Source organism: Pseudomonas sp. QD4 (assembly GCF_049199125.1).
Taxonomy (GTDB): Bacteria; Pseudomonadota; Gammaproteobacteria; order Pseudomonadales; family Pseudomonadaceae; genus Aquipseudomonas.
Window position 1 is genome coordinate 1,013,021 of record NZ_JBLZOM010000001.1, and the last position, 14,236, is coordinate 1,027,256.

A 14,236-nucleotide genomic window follows, 5' to 3' on the forward strand; every position below is an offset into this window, starting at 1 on the left:
CAGCCCGGGGCCAGCGTCAACTGCTGGCGGCCTTGCTTGCAGGCCCCTCGGCCCGCCCGGGCGAACACCCGCGAAGCGTGGCTGCACCTCAAGTAAAACGCACTCCGGGCCGGGCGCGCTCATCCACCGTCAACTCGAAGATATCCGGGCGCGCATAGTGCCCGACCACGTCGTAGTCGTAGCGGGCGCGCACCAGGTCCGCGGTGTCGATCTGCGCGCTGATCAGCCCCGCGCAGCCGACCAGGGGCCCGGCTAGCACATCGCCCATCGGCCCGACAATCACGCTGCCGCCGGCAATCAGCGGGCGCTCGGCGGGCCAATGGGCGATCTCCAGGCCCAGCGCCTGGGGCGAGGCCTGGACCTGGCAGGCGCTGACCACAAAGCAGCGCCCCTCATGGGCGATGTGACGCATGCTGACCTGCCACATTTCGCGCTCATCCACGGTCGGCGCGCACCACAGGTCCAGGCCCTTGGCGTACATCGCGGTGCGCAGCAGCGGCATCATGTTTTCCCAGCAGATCACCGCGCCCACGCGCCCTACCTGGGTGTCGAACACCGGCAGGGTCGAACCGTCACCCTTGCCCCAGATCAGGCGTTCGGTGCCGGTGGGCATCAACTTGCGGTGCTTGCCCAGCAGACCGTGCTGGGGGTCGAAATACAGCGCGGTGCAATACAGGGTGCTACCGCTGCGCTCGATCACTCCCAGCACCAGATTGGCCCCGGTGCGCGCCGAGAGTTCGGCCAGGGCTTGGGTTTCCACCCCCGGCACGTCGATGGCATTGGCGAAATAGCGGGCGAAGGCTTCGCGGCCTTCCGGCAGACGGTAACCCAGCTGAGTGCCGAACCCTTCGCCCTTGGGGTAGCCGCCAAGCAGCGCTTCGGGCATCACCACCAGTTGCGCACCGGCTGCGATGATCGCGTTTTCATAAGACAGGATCTGTTCCAGGGTGGCGGCCTTGCCTTCGGGCAGGGAGCCGATTTGTAGCGCGGCGACGATGGATACTGGCATCGGAAAGCTCCGTCAGCGGTGAAGTGTTGCCCATTCTCCGCCGCGCACCGATCATGCATAAACCCCATCTCAGTGCTTAATGATATGAACCAGATGAATATCGCCAGCGTCGATCTCAACCTGCTCAAGGCCTTCGAAGCCCTGCACGACGAGTCCAGCGCCAGCCGCGCGGCGTTGCGCCTGGGCGTCACCCAATCGGCCATGAGCGCGGCCTTGCGTCGCTTGCGCGAATTGTATGGCGACCCGTTGTTCGTGCGCACCGGACGCGGCCTGGCACCGACCCTGCGGGCCAACCAGCTCAAGCCGGTGATCAGCGAGGCCCTGAACAAATGCCGGCAGAGCCTGGCCATGGTCGACCCCAGCGCCAACGACTATCAGGGCCGCTCGGTGACGCTGGGGCTGTCGGATGATTTCGAGATCGCCTATGGCCGGCGTTTGATCGAGGCCGTGGCCCGGCGGGCGCCGAAGTTGCGCCTGATTTTCCGCCAGAGCCACAGCCAGATCGTCGGTGAAGCCCTGCTGCAACGCAGCATCGACCTGGCGATCAGCGCCGGCGGTTTTGCCGAACGCCTGCTCAGCCGCCAGGTGCTGGGCGAAGGCAGCTACCTGTGCCTGGCAGACCCGGCCAGCCTGGAACCCGGGCAGCAGGCACTGAGCCTGGCGCAGTTTGTCGCGCGCGAACATGTTCTGGTGTCGTCACAGGGGTTTATCGGGATCACCGACGAGGGGCTCGCCGCCCTGGGCCTGAGCCGCCATGTGTGCGCCTCCACCAGCCATTTTGCGGCCTTGCCCTATCTGCTCAAGGGCAGCCAGGCGGTGGCGACCATCCCGGCCCACGCCGCCCGGGGGATTGCCGCCTTGAGCGGGCTGGCGCTGCTGCCCTGCCCGCTGGACCTGCCGCGTTACCCGATTGAGTTGGGGTGGCGTACCAGCGCCCAGGTCGACCCGGTGTTGCTCAAGGTGCGTGAGGCGATTATCGAAAGCTTCGCGGTTACTTGCTCGCCGCCATCAGCCGGTTGACTTCACTGCGGACCATGTTCGCGTATTCCGGCGGCGACATGCCGTCGAGTTCGGCGCGAACCCACTCGGACCAGCGCCCCTTGCGCTTGCTGCGCTCGCCGAACAGCCGCGCGGCATCGCCCTTGGCCTTGCCCAGGTTGCTCTGCCAGAGGTCGAACAGGCGGGACTTTTCATCTTCGAGGGCGGCGCGTTCGGCCAGGGTTTTGTCGGCCAGGTTGAAGCTCATGGGAAATTCCTGCTGCGTAAAATAGGCGACATCTTACACCTTAGGCGGCTACGGGTTTACCCTCGGGTTTTCACGGAAGCGGAAAATAGCTGCAACTTTTCCGCTCCCGCCCGACTCCATTGTTCACCGCATCACTTAACTCAAGGAGTAACTCAATGGCTCGCAAAACTGTCGCGCAAGCAGCCGAAGAACAAATCAAGGACCAGGCGTTCAGCGAGTTGCAGGCGCTGATCGAAGAATCGGAAAAACTGCTCAAGGGCAGCGCCGCGCTGGTCGGCGAAGAAGGTGAAACCTTGCGTCAGCAGGTTGCGCTCAAGCTCAAGCAGGCACTGGATTCGGTGGCCAATGTGCGTGAACGCAGCAAACCGGTGGTGGACGCCACCGAGAACTACATCGGTGGCCACCCGTGGCAGACCGTGGCCATTTCCGCAGGTTTCGGCCTGGTGGTTGGCCTGTTGCTCGGGCGCCGTTCCTGATATCGGTTCCTGAGCAAGGGTTTCAGGCGAGCCTTGCGCTCGCCTGAGCCTTGTTTATCGCGTCAACCGCTACAACCCCGCCAATTCCCGCAACTGCGCCAGCTCGGTGCGTGCCAGGGTTATCCCATGCTCCTGTGATTTCTCCCGCTGCCAATGCCGCCGATCGCCCGGCAAACGCTTGAGCCCGACCCCATGCATCTGCCTGACCAGTTCCTGACTGCGTTCGGCGAAGTTCTGCCCGGCCGCTTTGCTCGGGTCGATGACAATCAGCAACTGCCCGGTCCAGGGCGTCTTGGCCCCAGGGTGGTTGGACCAGTCGAACTCGAATGAAAAATTGCCACCGGTCAAGGCCGCTGCAAGCAGCTCGACCATCATCGACAACGCCGACCCCTTGTGCCCGCCAAAGGGCAGCAAGGCGCCGCCTTCCAGAATCGCCTTCGGGTCCTGGGTCGCCTGCCCCAGGCTGTCCACGCCCATGCCCGGCGGCAGGCGCTCGCCTTTGCGTGCGGCAATCTGCACATCGCCGTGGGCAATGGCGCTGGTGGCCAGGTCGAAGACGATCGGCTCGCCCCCGGCGCGGGGCGCGGCAAAGGCAATCGGGTTGGTGCCGAACAACGGCCGGTCGGCGCCATGGGGCACCACGCAGGTCATGCTATTGACTACGCTCAAGGCCACCAGGCCTTCATAGGCGAAGGGTTCGACATCCGGCCACAGCGCGGCGAAGTGATGGGAATTGCGGATCGCCAGCACCGCGATCCCGGCGCTGCGGGCTTTTTCCACCAACAACGCCCTGGCAGCGGCCAGCGCCGGTTGGGCAAAGCCATTGGCAGCGTCGACCCGGACAAAGCCCGACGCCACGTCCTCGACCACCGGCACCGCCTGGCCATCGACCCAGCCGCTTTTCAGGGTCGAGACATAACCGGGAATACGGAACACGCCATGGCTGTGGGCGCCGTCGCGCTCGGCGCCAGCACAGTTGGCAGCAAGGCTGCGGGCCACCTCGAGGGAAGTGCCGTGACGCAGGAAGATGGTTTCCAGGAGCTGTGTAAGTTGGTCCAGCGACAGGGCTTCGCCAGGCGTTTCATCAACCAGGGGCAATGCGGACATCTGAAGCTCCAGTTTAATTATTGGAGGGGGCAACAGCGTAGAAGCGGATTAAACAACCTTCGACGCGCCTGCTGTCAACCACCGCGCAGGCGTGCACAGCCAATGCCAACACAGGTCGTTCAGAGGAAATCGGAGGCCGGAGGGGACGTTTGCAGCGGGGAGTCGAGACAGAGGGCAGGAGCGCCAGGGCTACAGAACGTGCCCTGGCGCGAGGGACTATCAGTCTTTCTGGTCGCGCAGGACGTTGCCCGAAGCGCCGTCGATACGAAACTCATAGACAATCCCGTCAGCCTTGCGGCCTTTGCCTTCCCAGTAGCCGTCGTTATCGGCTTCGATCTCGTAGATCTCTACATAGCCGGCCTTGGTCTTCGCGGTTTCGACGGCTTTTTCAATGCTGATCCAGCCTGCGCCCGGACGATCGGCCAGCGCGGCACCGGCGCTGAGCAGGGAGGCAGTGGCGACGAAAGCGGCGAGGGTTTTCTTGATCATTTTTTCACTCCATTTGTGGATACTGATTACGTAAGTCCTGTTTTTAGGGCATTACCGTAAAAAATAAGTTCCACTTTGATGCGCATTCGCCATGACGGCTGTTCTCCAAGGGTTGGCGTGGAGGGTAGAATGTCGGAAATCAGGAAGAGTCAATGAGCGAACACACCCTCTCAGAAGCCGAATACGACGCCATCACGGATGCGGCAGCCCACTGGTGCATGCGTCTGCATGCATCCGATTGCACGGCGCAAGAACGCCAGGCCTTCCAGCAATGGCATGACGCCGATCCTCTGCACGCCTTTGAATATGAAGCGATGCGCGAAATCTGGGACGTCGCCGACCATCTGCCCCGCCCATTGCCCGAACAGCTCACGCCTCCCCCGACAGTCCAGCCCCGGGCACGCAGGCACTGGCGCAGTTACGGCGTGGCAGCGGCCATCAGCGCCCTGGCCTTGCCCCTGGCCGGTTATGCCGGGTGGAACCTGGGCTGGATCCCCTCCTCCTACGAGCACTTCACCAGCGACAACACGGTGCGCAAGGTGACCCTGGGGGATGGCAGCCAGGTTGAATTGAACCTGGGCAGCGAACTGACTTACAGCAACTACAAGGATCAGCGCCAGGTCACCCTGCGCAAGGGCGAAGCTTTCTTTGAAGTGCGCCATGACAGCAGCCACCCGTTCGTGGTCAAGGCCGCCCAGGGCCAGGTGAAAGTCACCGGCACCCAGTTCAATGTGTGGATGTATGAGGATCAGGTGCGCGTGACCCTGATCGAAGGCTCGGTGCTGGTCACCAGCAACAATGCCTTGCCCGGCGATGGCTTTCGCCTCGAACCCGGGACCCAGGCCCGCTACAAAAATGGCGATTACGCACCGCAGATTAGCCAGACCTACGCCAACGACAGTTCCCTGGCCTGGCGCAGCGGCAAGCTGGTACTCGACAACCTGGCCCTGAGCGATGCCCTGCCCCTGATCAACCGCTACCTGAGCGCGCCGCTGATGCTGGCCGACCAGGCCACCGGGGCGATCCGTGTTGGCGGCATCTACAACATCAAGGAGGTCAAGGGCCTGCCGGCTTCGCTGCCCAAGGTGCTGCCGGTGTACCTGACGCGTAACAAAGACGGCAACCCGGTGATCAACTCGCTGCCGCAAAGCCCGCCGAAAATCTGAAGGCTGCGCCCTGACAGGCGCAGCCCGATTACCCCTAGCGCTTGGCCGGGGCACCCTCACCCACTACTTGCACCTGATAGCTCGGATCGGCCTTGATCTGCGCTTCGGTGAACGGCAGTGCGTGCCACTGCTTGTTGGAGAACGCCTCGGTCTGGTCCCGCGAATATTTCGACGCCGGATCGCTGGACAGGGAAAACGCCAGCAGCCCCTGGGCGTGAGGCCCCTGATCGTCAAAGCTGACCACTTGCAGGTAGCTGGTGCCGCTGACCACCTCACGCTTGCCCTTGGCCCCCGGCACGCTCTGCATCGCGTTGTACACCCCCAGGCTTTCCGGGCCGCCATGAATCGGCGTCTGCCGCTCACCGCTGCTGGCCACCTGGATATCACCCCAGCGCGTCTGCGCGCCCAGCCCGGCTTCGGCGACCTTGGTCACCGAGCCCAGCATCGCTTCACGCAGGGCCTGAGCCACCGCCGGCTGGTCGATGTTCAAGCCGCGCGGCGTGTGCTGCGGATCTTTACGATCAAAGGCCACGCGCCAGAAGTCGTTGTGCTTGAGCAATGGCTGCATCACATTCTGAAAGTGCACAAAGCCCAGGCCGGCCTGCAGGTTGGCGCTGCGATCCCAGGTCTTCAGGCTGGCACACACAGCCTCAAGCCGCCCGGCATCGGCCCCCAGGTCCCCGGCGCAGAACTGCAACACGTCCGGCAGCACCTGCCCGGCCAGGTACACCTGGTTATCCATCACCATCTGCTGCAAATCGGCGACACCAATCTGGCCCGGGCCGCTCATCCGGCCCAGGCGCTCCAGGGCAAACCGCGAGCGTTGCTTGAGCGGCAGGTCCTGCTGGCTGATCAGCGGCGAGAAACCCTCCTGCGGCGCAGCCGGGTTGACCATCCAGGCCGAATCGTTGGAGTTCTGCACAAAGTCGCCGCGCAGCAGTTGCGGCAATTGTTGCGCGGCGAAGATGCCCGGCTGCGCAGCCCCCGGGGCGTTGTCCCAGGCGCAGGCACTGCGTGAGCCGTCGAGCACGATCATCTGCGTACCCGCCCGTGGATCGCTGCACAGTGCCAGCTTGGCCGCGCTGACGTTGGGCACCACCGACTGGTTCATGTACAGCGCCTGGCCCTGGTCATCCACCGCCAGGGTATTGACCCAGGGGATGCCCTGGATCTTGTGCACCGAGCCCTGCAGTTGCTTGAGGTCCGACGCCTGATTCATGGCGTACCACTGTTGCAGCACCCGGTCGTTTTCCAGGTTGGCGTCACGCAGGCTGTAGGCGTACTGGCGATCCCAGTCGAGCTTGCCCGGCCATTGCACCACCGGGCCGAACTGCGAACTGTAGACCGTGCGCGTGACAAGCTGGAACTCGCCGTCCGCCCCCCGCACCTGGACATTCAGGGTCTGCGGAGTCAGCGGCAGCGACTTGCCGTCCAGCAGGTAGCGAGTCGGGTCCTTGGGGTCCAGTTGCAGGCGATACAGGGTGAAGTGCTTGGACGTGTCGACCGTGTGAGTCCATGCCAGGTGCCGATTGAAGCCGATATTGATCATCGGCAGCCCCGGCAACGCGGCGCCCATGACATCGAGCTTGCCGGGGATGGTCAGGTGCATCTGATAGAAACGCATGCCGCCAATCCACGGGAAATGCGGGTTGGCCAGCAACAGGCCGCGACCGTTGAACGAGCGCTCGCCCCCGACGGCCACCGCGTTGCTGCCGCGGTCCAGGGCAAAGCGCTGCTGACGCGCCTCCGCCAGTTGCAGGCTGGCACGACTGATGCTGGCCTGGGCCGTAGCACCGGGCGGAGTGGCACCGACCAGGGGCTCGGCGAATTGCCCGACGCCGCCTTCCACCAGCAGGCGCCGGGTCAATTTCACCAGGTCCAGGGTGGTCAGCGGCCGTACCCATTCACCGTCGCACTGCGCTGGCAGCCCCTGGGCCCGGCGTTCGGCCAGTTGCCGGTTGTAGCCGTCGACATAGCCCCCCATCAACTGGCGCACCTCGGAGGTTTGCGCCTGCAGGAAGCCGAACACCGCGTCGGGTGTGTTCAGCCACTTGAAAAACACATCGCTGGTGAGGTTGTCGCGCTGCTCGAGGGTCTGCCCTTCGGCCCCCAGGTACCTGGAGCGCTCGCCATTGACCGTCAGCACCTCGTTGGCCAGCAGGCACAGGTTGTCCTGGGCATAGGCGTAACCGATGCCATATCCCAGGCCACGTTCGTCGGTGGCACGGATATGGGGGACGCCGAAAGCGGTTCGCCGGATCTCGGCGCTGGCCTCGCGCGGTTGCGCGGGGGCCGGGGTGCGGGCGTGGGCCGCAAGGCTCAGCCCCAGACACAAGGCTGCGAGGCACACACTGGGTAACTGCCTGGAAATAATCACGCCGACTCCTGCTCGAAAAAAAAGACACCAGGCCGGCAAGGGGGGACGACGCACACACGTCGAGCCAGCCTGGAGAACACGGTGCAGTCCGGCCGAAGCCGAAAAGTGCCTGCCCATAAAGACGAAAACCGACCGGGAAATTTAGCGCGCGAGGGGCGACAGAAAGCTGTCTGACGTGTCAGCGACAAGATACTGACGAAATTTATACATCTGGGGCTTCATGATTTGGCGTGCTCATACGTCTTAGTTAATGAGAGCACCCATCATTTTCCTGATCAGGCTCTGAAAAGGAGTTTTTGCATGTACAACCCGCAATTGCCAACGGACGGCAACACCGCGCAGTCCTCGCCTTCTCTGAATGCCGGCGCCGGTGTGTTCGGCAAGAACGCCGACCGCAACAGTAACGAGCGTATCCGCCAGCTGCTCAAGGGCTTCGGCCTGCGCACCAGCCTGATTCGCCTCAAAGTCATAGACGCCCTGCTGGTGGCCACCGAGAACGACCGTTCACTGGGTGTACGCGGTATTCACAGCCATTTGCTGGAACTGGATATCCCGCTGTCGTTCCTCAGTGTGCGTGAAGTGCTCAAGCGCCTGTGCAGCGAAGGGGTGATCACCCTCAACGCCGACAAAAGCTACAGCCTGCACCAGCAGGCCGCAGCCTTGCTCGACGGCAGCGCCTGAGCCCGCCGGGCTCAGCTCAAGGCTTGACCTTGCGGCGCATCACGCCGTTGATGACCACTACCGCCACGGCCACGCCGATGGCGATGTACTGGAACATCTTCTCGCTGATGACGCCGTTGTTCTGCAGGTAGGACAGGCCAAGCATGATCCCCAGTACCAGGAGGGAGATCAGAATCGAGTATTTCAAGCGTTGTGACTGGGTCATTACGGGTTCCTGGGCCTTGGAATGTATCGGCTTTGTATCAAGACGAATGCCAAGCACCTACCGAGATTCGGGGATGGGACAGGGCAAACGGGGTCGTATGTTACAGGCGCGCAAAAGTTTTCGCTGCACGGGCGCCGAAGTTGTCCCCCAGAGCCCATGAGGATTGAAACATGTTCCGTCGAATCACAGTGCTGATTCCCCTGCTGCTGATGCTGGCCCTGTCCGGCTGCATCTTTCTTCCAGGCGGGCACGGAGGCCATCGCTACTACGACGGCGGGCCTGGTTACTACCACCGTTGAAGACCCGGCACTCCAGCACTGACCGATCCAGGCCAGCCTGAAGCGCCGACCCGCAGCACACCGTCCCGACGCCCGCTCCCCAGCGGGCGTTTTGCTGTGGCCGCTCAGCGCCGGTACTGGTGCACGCCCGGCCCGTCGAACAGCTCCACCAGCCAATCTACGAACACCCGCACCCGCGTCGATAAATGCCGCTGCGGCGGGTACAGCGCGGTCAGCGGCAACCTCGGCGGTGGTACATCCCGCAGTACCTGCCGCAGGCGCCCGTCGGCCAACTGCTGGGCAACGTGGTAGTACGGCGTCTGCACCAGCCCGTAGCCAGCCTCACAGGCCGCCAGGTAGCCATCGGCGCTGTTGACCGCTACCTGTTTGGGCAGGTCCACCAGGCGCACTTCCTCCCCCACCTCGAACTCCAGGCCGTAGCGCTTGCCGGAGACGCTGGAAAAGTACTCCACCACCTGATGCCCGCCCAGTTCGTCCAGGGACTGCGGCGTGCCATGGTGCTCCAGGTAACCGGGGCTGGCGCAGGTCACCTGTTCCATCAGCACCAGTGGCCGGGCCACCAGGGAGTCATCCAGGCACAGGCCGCCGCGCAACACGCAATCCACACCCTCGCGGATCAAGTCCACCGGCCGGTCGTTGAGGCCGATCTCCAGCTCGATCGCCGGATAACGCGCGGAAAACGCCGGCAATGCCGGGATCACGATCAAGCGCCCGACGCCGGCCGGCATATCGATGCGCAAGGTGCCACGCGGGTTGCGCCGGGTCGCCGAAAACGCCGCCTCGGTCTCTTCCAGGTCCGCCAGTAATTGCACGCAACGCTGGTAATAGGCGGCCCCATCCAGGGTCGGGCTGACCTGGCGCGTGGTGCGGTGCAGCAACTGCACACCCAGGTGGGCCTCCAGTTGCTTGATCAGGATGGTCACCGACGCCCTTGGCATTTGCAGGCTGTCAGCGGCCTTGGCAAAGCCGCCAAGTTCGACGATACGGGTGAAAACACGCATGGCGTTGAAACGGTCCATGGGGCGCAGACTCGTGGATTATTTAGATATTACGAACAGTGATAGCGTTTTTAGCCGGTTTATCTTGGTTTTGTCGAGGAGAACAATGGCGACACTTAACCAACCGGAGTCATACCCCGATGCAAACCCGTCAACTTGGTAAAAACGGCCCTCACGTCAGCGCCATCGGCCTCGGCTGCATGGGCATGACCGACTTCTACACCACCGGCACCGATACCCGCGAAGCCATCGCCACCCTGCATCGCGCCCTGGAATTGGGTATCAACCTGCTGGACACCGCCGACATGTACGGCCCCCACAGCAACGAAGAACTGATCGGCCAGGCCATTCGCGGCAAGCGCGAACAGGTGTTCCTGGCCAGCAAGTTCGGGATCGTGCGCGACCCGGCCAACCCGGCGGCCCGCGGGGTCAACGGCAGTCCCGAATACATCCGCGCGTCCATCGACGGCACCCTCCAGCGCCTGGGGATTGAAACCCTGGACCTGTACTACCAGCACCGCATCGACCCGCAGGTGGCGATCGAGGAAACCGTCGGCGCCATGGCCGAGCTGGTCAAGGCCGGCAAGGTGCGTTACCTGGGGCTCAGCGAAGCCTCGGCGGCGACCCTGGAGCGGGCGCACAAGGTGCATCCGATCAGTGCCCTGCAAAGTGAATATTCGTTGTGGAGCCGCGATCAGGAAGACAACGGCTGCCTCGCCGCCTGCCAGCGCCTGGGCGTCGCCTTTGTGCCCTACAGCCCATTGGGCCGAGGGTTTCTCACCGGTGCGCTGAAAAGCCCAGACGACTTCGCCGCCGATGACTACCGGCGCTTCAGCCCACGCTTTCAGGGGGAGAACTTCGCGAAAAACCTGCTGCTGGTGGATCAGGTGCAGCGCCTGGCGGCGGAAAAAGGCGTGACCGCTGGGCAGTTGGCCCTGACCTGGGTACTGGCGCAGGGCGACTACCTGATCCCGATTCCCGGAACCAAGCAACGCAAATACCTGGAAGAAAACGTCGCGGCGCTGGAGGTGCGCCTGGAGGCCGCCGAGCTGCAAGCTCTGGAGCGGATTTTCAGCCCCGAGGCCACGTCCGGCCAGCGCTACCCCGAGGCAGTGATGGCCCTGCTCGACAAGTAAGCGGCGTGCGTCGCGGGCTCGGCCAGAGCCCCGACGCACTCAAGGCGTCAGGCCTTGGCGGAGATGTTCTTGTCGACCACCGTCGTACCGTTGCCCTTGCCATAGGTCTGCAGGTTTTGCAGGACGTAGATGGCCTTCTTGTACTCGGGGATCAAGTAGTTGGCGTACTTGTTGCCCTTGAGGTTGTTGTTCTGGATGGTCTCAAGCTTGGTGGCGAAGAATTCCAGGGCATTGAACGCCTGGTCCGGGTTCTTCGGCGCACCGAAACGGTCGAAATCATCGCCGGCACTGAGCAGGTTCAACGCCGTGATATCAGTGATCAGGCCGTTGTTCTTGAGGAAGGTGCTCATGTTGCCCAGTTGAGTGGCGGTGACGTTGGTCGGATCAAAGCCCTTGATCTGCCGGTGCAGCTTGAGCTCGTCCATCTTCTTGGTGTTGAGCGCCGTCGGGTCGTTGCCGACCAGGGCCAGCATCTGTCGCACCTTGGTGCTCTGGGAAACCGGCTTGGCGGTCTCCGAGCCCTCACGTACCAACAAACCGGCCTTACTGGTCCAGGCACCGACATATCCGATTGTCACGAGCATGCTTCCTTTTTCATATGTACACAGTGCCCGGGCGGCGAAGCCTCAGCCGAGCGGCGAATAGGCGCAAGTATCAACGTGCCATCGCCCTCCAACAACGCTTTATTTCGGCAATTTACAATTCTTGTACATTTTCGATACAAACCAGCCAAGCCCCGTCCTGCAAGGCTTGTACTCATCAGCACGAAGTGTTCCAGGTCCTTTTCAAGCGTATTTTAAGGCCTGCAGCCTGCGCAATTGAACGGTCTCGGATACATCGCAGCGATATCAGGCGACGACGGCCATAACTTTCTTGCACGGGCGTACTAAAGCTGGGCAAAACCACGCCGACAACCTGACGAAGCCCTGATAGGGGGCGCTCGCTTCGAATAATAAGAAACGCTTCGAAAGGACAGGTCCAATGCCCGCACTGCGCACGATCCAAGCTCGCTACACGTTGTTTCTGGTCCTGTTCATCCTGCTGATGTTCGTGCTGACGGTCGTCGGCATCAGCCAGCTGGTGGCGCCCAAGCTGCGCCACACCGAAGAACAGGTGGTCCTCAACCGCATCGCCGAAGTGGCCCAGCAGATCCAGGGCGAACTGAACAAGGTCCAGGCCCAGCAACGCACCATCACCCAGACCATTCCCCTGCTCGACAGCGACACCATCGACAAGGTCCTGCCGGGCCTGGTGGACCAATACGGCGAGCTGAAAGTGTTTGGCGGCGGCATCTGGCCCCTGCCCGGCCAGCGCACCCCGGGGCGCAACAAGCACAGCACCTTCTGGCACCGCGATGCCTCAGGCAAGCTCACGATCAATACCTTCTGGAACAGCGACCCGGCGCCCAACTATTACGACCAGTCCTGGTACAAGGGCGGCATGCAGACCCCACGTGGACAATGTGCCTGGGCCGCCGCCTACAAGGATGATGCCAGCGCCGAGCCGCGCACCAACTGCGCCATGGCCATTTCCCGGGACGGTGTGCCGTACGGCGTGGCGACCATCGACGTGACCCTGGGCTTTTTCAACGACCTGGTGGCGCGCAAGGAACAGGACCTCAAGGCCGAGATGCTGATCGTCGAGGCCGACGGCAAGATCATCAGCAACAGCTCGCGCATCAACGGCCAGATCGTGCTCAAGAACATCAGCGAGCTGGTCGCCAGCTCGCCGTTCGCTGCCCAGGTCAAGGCCGGGCTGGAGCGACGCGACGCCTCGTTGCAGCGGGTCGAGTTTGACAACGCCGGGGTCGCCAGCACCTTCTTCATGCGCCCGATCGAGGGCTCCCCATGGTTCCTGGCCAGCGCCCTGCCGACCGAGTTGATCACCGCCCAGCGTGACGACGTGCTGAGCACCCTGAGCCTGTTGCAGATCCCGATGATCGTGCTGCTGGTGCTGTTGCAGGTGTACGCGATCCGCCAGCTGGTGCAGCGGATGAAGGCGCTCAAGGCCAATATCGACGCGCTGTCCACTGGCGATGCCGACCTGACGCGGCGCATCACCATTCGCGCCGAAGACGAACTGGGGGCCATCGGCCATTCGGTCAATCGCTTTATCGTCTACCTGCAGAACATGATCGGTGAGGTGACCGAGGCCACCGGGGCCATGGCCAACAGCCTGGAGCAACTGCAACAGACCTCGACCCAGACCACGCAGATCCTCGCGCGGCATGCCTCGGAAACCGACCAGACCGTCACCGCCATTACCGAAATGAGCGCCACCGCGGACAGCGTCGCGGCCAATGCCGCCCAAACCGCGGCCTTTACCCAGCGCGCCAACGAACACGCTGAACGCTCGCGGGTGGTGGTCGGCGAAGCGTCGAGCAGCGTGGTGGCGCTGATTGACGAAGTGGCCAGCGCTACCCACAAGGTCGAGGCCATGCAGCAGGATGCCCAGCGCATCACCGAAATTCTCGGGGTGATCGGCGCCATTGCCGGGCAGACCAACTTGCTGGCGCTGAACGCCGCCATCGAAGCCGCCCGGGCCGGCGAGCAAGGCCGCGGTTTTGCCGTGGTGGCCGACGAAGTGCGCGCCCTCGCCGCCCGCACTCAGGCCAGCACCTCGGAGATCAACGAAATGCTCAACCGCCTGACCCTGGGCGTCAGCTCTTCGGTCAGCGCCATGGAAAACACCCAGACCAGCTGCCAGTCGGCGGCGGACGCCACGGCCAGGGTCAACTCCGGACTGGATGAAATGGCCGGCTCGGTCAACCAGATCAACAGCCTCAGCACCCAGATCGCCACCGCGGCCGAACAACAGAGCGCAGTGACCGAAGAGATCAATCGCAGCATGGTCAGCATCCGGCACATGGTCGAGCAACTGGTAGACAGCGGCCAGGCCAGCGCCAGCAACACCCAGAACCTGCTGCAGGCCAACAACCGGGTCAGCGCCCTGATGGCGCGCTTCAAAGTCCGCTGAACGGTCGGTTGCACTGGCGTGCGTGGCGCGCCAGTGCAGCTATATTTGCAGCTCCGGTCACAAGGAGGTGC

At 63.2% G+C, this 14,236-nt stretch carries 15 protein-coding genes; 7 read left to right on the forward strand and 8 right to left on the reverse strand.

Features of this window, described 5'->3' with window-relative positions:
- Positions 1–88: 88 nt before the first annotated feature.
- Complete coding sequence (locus ACOZJV_RS04520; protein WP_078472147.1) at positions 89–1,009, reverse strand: carbon-nitrogen hydrolase family protein; 921 nt, start codon at positions 1,007–1,009, stop codon at positions 89–91.
- Between the two features lie 84 nt (positions 1,010–1,093).
- Here ACOZJV_RS04520 and ACOZJV_RS04525 point away from each other — a divergent pair, with 84 nt between their 5' ends.
- Positions 1,094–2,029 (forward strand): LysR family transcriptional regulator, encoded by a 936-nt coding sequence (locus ACOZJV_RS04525; RefSeq protein WP_421546942.1) that lies wholly within the window; start codon positions 1,094–1,096, stop codon positions 2,027–2,029.
- Here ACOZJV_RS04525 and ACOZJV_RS04530 read toward each other — a convergent pair.
- Positions 2,001–2,255 (reverse strand): hypothetical protein, encoded by a 255-nt coding sequence (locus ACOZJV_RS04530; RefSeq protein WP_020298147.1) that lies wholly within the window; start codon positions 2,253–2,255, stop codon positions 2,001–2,003. The genes ACOZJV_RS04525 and ACOZJV_RS04530 overlap by 29 nt on opposite strands.
- A gap of 155 nt (positions 2,256–2,410) precedes the next feature.
- Between ACOZJV_RS04530 and ACOZJV_RS04535 the strand changes: the two genes are divergently transcribed.
- Positions 2,411–2,731 (forward strand): DUF883 family protein, encoded by a 321-nt coding sequence (locus tag ACOZJV_RS04535; protein WP_020298148.1) that lies wholly within the window; start codon positions 2,411–2,413, stop codon positions 2,729–2,731.
- A gap of 69 nt (positions 2,732–2,800) precedes the next feature.
- On the opposite strand, the gene ACOZJV_RS04540 is transcribed toward ACOZJV_RS04535, so the two are convergent.
- On the reverse strand, positions 2,801–3,838 hold the full coding sequence (locus ACOZJV_RS04540; protein WP_421546943.1) for an Ldh family oxidoreductase: 1,038 nt from the start codon (positions 3,836–3,838) through the stop codon (positions 2,801–2,803).
- Between the two features lie 219 nt (positions 3,839–4,057).
- A complete protein-coding gene (locus ACOZJV_RS04545) occupies positions 4,058–4,327 on the reverse strand; it encodes a PepSY domain-containing protein (protein WP_020298150.1) in 270 nt (89 codons plus the stop codon).
- 152 nt (positions 4,328–4,479) lie between these two features.
- Between ACOZJV_RS04545 and ACOZJV_RS04550 the strand changes: the two genes are divergently transcribed.
- Positions 4,480–5,493: a FecR family protein gene (locus ACOZJV_RS04550; RefSeq protein WP_421546944.1), complete on the forward strand. Its 1,014-nt coding sequence runs from the start codon at positions 4,480–4,482 to the stop codon at positions 5,491–5,493.
- A gap of 34 nt (positions 5,494–5,527) precedes the next feature.
- Here ACOZJV_RS04550 and ACOZJV_RS04555 read toward each other — a convergent pair whose 3' ends face one another.
- Complete coding sequence (locus ACOZJV_RS04555) at positions 5,528–7,870, reverse strand: acylase (RefSeq protein WP_421546945.1); 2,343 nt, start codon at positions 7,868–7,870, stop codon at positions 5,528–5,530.
- Between the two features lie 300 nt (positions 7,871–8,170).
- Between ACOZJV_RS04555 and ACOZJV_RS04560 the strand changes: the two genes are divergently transcribed.
- Positions 8,171–8,551 carry a hypothetical protein gene (locus ACOZJV_RS04560; RefSeq protein WP_020298153.1) on the forward strand — a complete coding sequence of 127 codons (381 nt, stop codon included), beginning with the start codon at positions 8,171–8,173 and terminating at the stop codon, positions 8,549–8,551.
- Positions 8,552–8,567: 16 nt separating this feature from the next.
- Here ACOZJV_RS04560 and ACOZJV_RS04565 read toward each other — a convergent pair whose 3' ends face one another.
- Positions 8,568–8,756: a hypothetical protein gene (locus tag ACOZJV_RS04565; RefSeq protein WP_020298154.1), complete on the reverse strand. Its 189-nt coding sequence runs from the start codon at positions 8,754–8,756 to the stop codon at positions 8,568–8,570.
- A gap of 170 nt (positions 8,757–8,926) precedes the next feature.
- On the opposite strand from ACOZJV_RS04565, the gene ACOZJV_RS04570 reads away from it, so the two are divergent.
- Entirely contained in the window at positions 8,927–9,055 is a 129-nt protein-coding gene (locus ACOZJV_RS04570; protein ID WP_274609824.1) for a hypothetical protein, read from the forward strand.
- A gap of 104 nt (positions 9,056–9,159) precedes the next feature.
- Here the strand turns inward: ACOZJV_RS04570 and ACOZJV_RS04575 are convergent, their stop codons facing one another.
- Positions 9,160–10,074 (reverse strand): LysR family transcriptional regulator, encoded by a 915-nt coding sequence (locus tag ACOZJV_RS04575; protein WP_421546946.1) that lies wholly within the window; start codon positions 10,072–10,074, stop codon positions 9,160–9,162.
- 119 nt (positions 10,075–10,193) lie between these two features.
- Between ACOZJV_RS04575 and ACOZJV_RS04580 the strand changes: the two genes are divergently transcribed.
- Positions 10,194–11,189: an aldo/keto reductase gene (locus tag ACOZJV_RS04580; protein WP_421546947.1), complete on the forward strand. Its 996-nt coding sequence runs from the start codon at positions 10,194–10,196 to the stop codon at positions 11,187–11,189.
- A gap of 47 nt (positions 11,190–11,236) precedes the next feature.
- On the opposite strand, the gene ACOZJV_RS04585 is transcribed toward ACOZJV_RS04580, so the two are convergent.
- Positions 11,237–11,767, reverse strand: a complete 531-nt coding sequence (locus tag ACOZJV_RS04585) for a hypothetical protein (protein WP_078472283.1) — start codon at positions 11,765–11,767, stop codon at positions 11,237–11,239.
- Between the two features lie 403 nt (positions 11,768–12,170).
- Here ACOZJV_RS04585 and ACOZJV_RS04590 point away from each other — a divergent pair, with 403 nt between their 5' ends.
- Entirely contained in the window at positions 12,171–14,165 is a 1,995-nt protein-coding gene (locus ACOZJV_RS04590; RefSeq protein ID WP_421546948.1) for a methyl-accepting chemotaxis protein, read from the forward strand.
- Positions 14,166–14,236: the final 71 nt, after the last annotated feature.

Bases quoted from the DNA above. Each gene is read 5' to 3' on its own strand.
- ACOZJV_RS04520 (WP_078472147.1), bottom strand. From the start codon at position 1,009: ATGCCAGTATCCATCGTCGCCGCGCTACAAATCGGCTCCCTGCCCGAA.
- ACOZJV_RS04525 (WP_421546942.1), top strand. From the start codon at position 1,094: ATGAACCAGATGAATATCGCCAGCGTCGATCTCAACCTGCTCAAGGCC.
- ACOZJV_RS04530 (WP_020298147.1), bottom strand. From the start codon at position 2,255: ATGAGCTTCAACCTGGCCGACAAAACCCTGGCCGAACGCGCCGCCCTC.
- ACOZJV_RS04535 (WP_020298148.1), top strand. From the start codon at position 2,411: ATGGCTCGCAAAACTGTCGCGCAAGCAGCCGAAGAACAAATCAAGGAC.
- ACOZJV_RS04540 (WP_421546943.1), bottom strand. From the start codon at position 3,838: ATGTCCGCATTGCCCCTGGTTGATGAAACGCCTGGCGAAGCCCTGTCG.
- ACOZJV_RS04545 (WP_020298150.1), bottom strand. From the start codon at position 4,327: ATGATCAAGAAAACCCTCGCCGCTTTCGTCGCCACTGCCTCCCTGCTC.
- ACOZJV_RS04550 (WP_421546944.1), top strand. From the start codon at position 4,480: ATGAGCGAACACACCCTCTCAGAAGCCGAATACGACGCCATCACGGAT.
- ACOZJV_RS04560 (WP_020298153.1), top strand. From the start codon at position 8,171: ATGTACAACCCGCAATTGCCAACGGACGGCAACACCGCGCAGTCCTCG.
- ACOZJV_RS04565 (WP_020298154.1), bottom strand. From the start codon at position 8,756: ATGACCCAGTCACAACGCTTGAAATACTCGATTCTGATCTCCCTCCTG.
- ACOZJV_RS04570 (WP_274609824.1), top strand. From the start codon at position 8,927: ATGTTCCGTCGAATCACAGTGCTGATTCCCCTGCTGCTGATGCTGGCC.
- ACOZJV_RS04575 (WP_421546946.1), bottom strand. From the start codon at position 10,074: ATGGACCGTTTCAACGCCATGCGTGTTTTCACCCGTATCGTCGAACTT.
- ACOZJV_RS04580 (WP_421546947.1), top strand. From the start codon at position 10,194: ATGCAAACCCGTCAACTTGGTAAAAACGGCCCTCACGTCAGCGCCATC.
- ACOZJV_RS04590 (WP_421546948.1), top strand. From the start codon at position 12,171: ATGCCCGCACTGCGCACGATCCAAGCTCGCTACACGTTGTTTCTGGTC.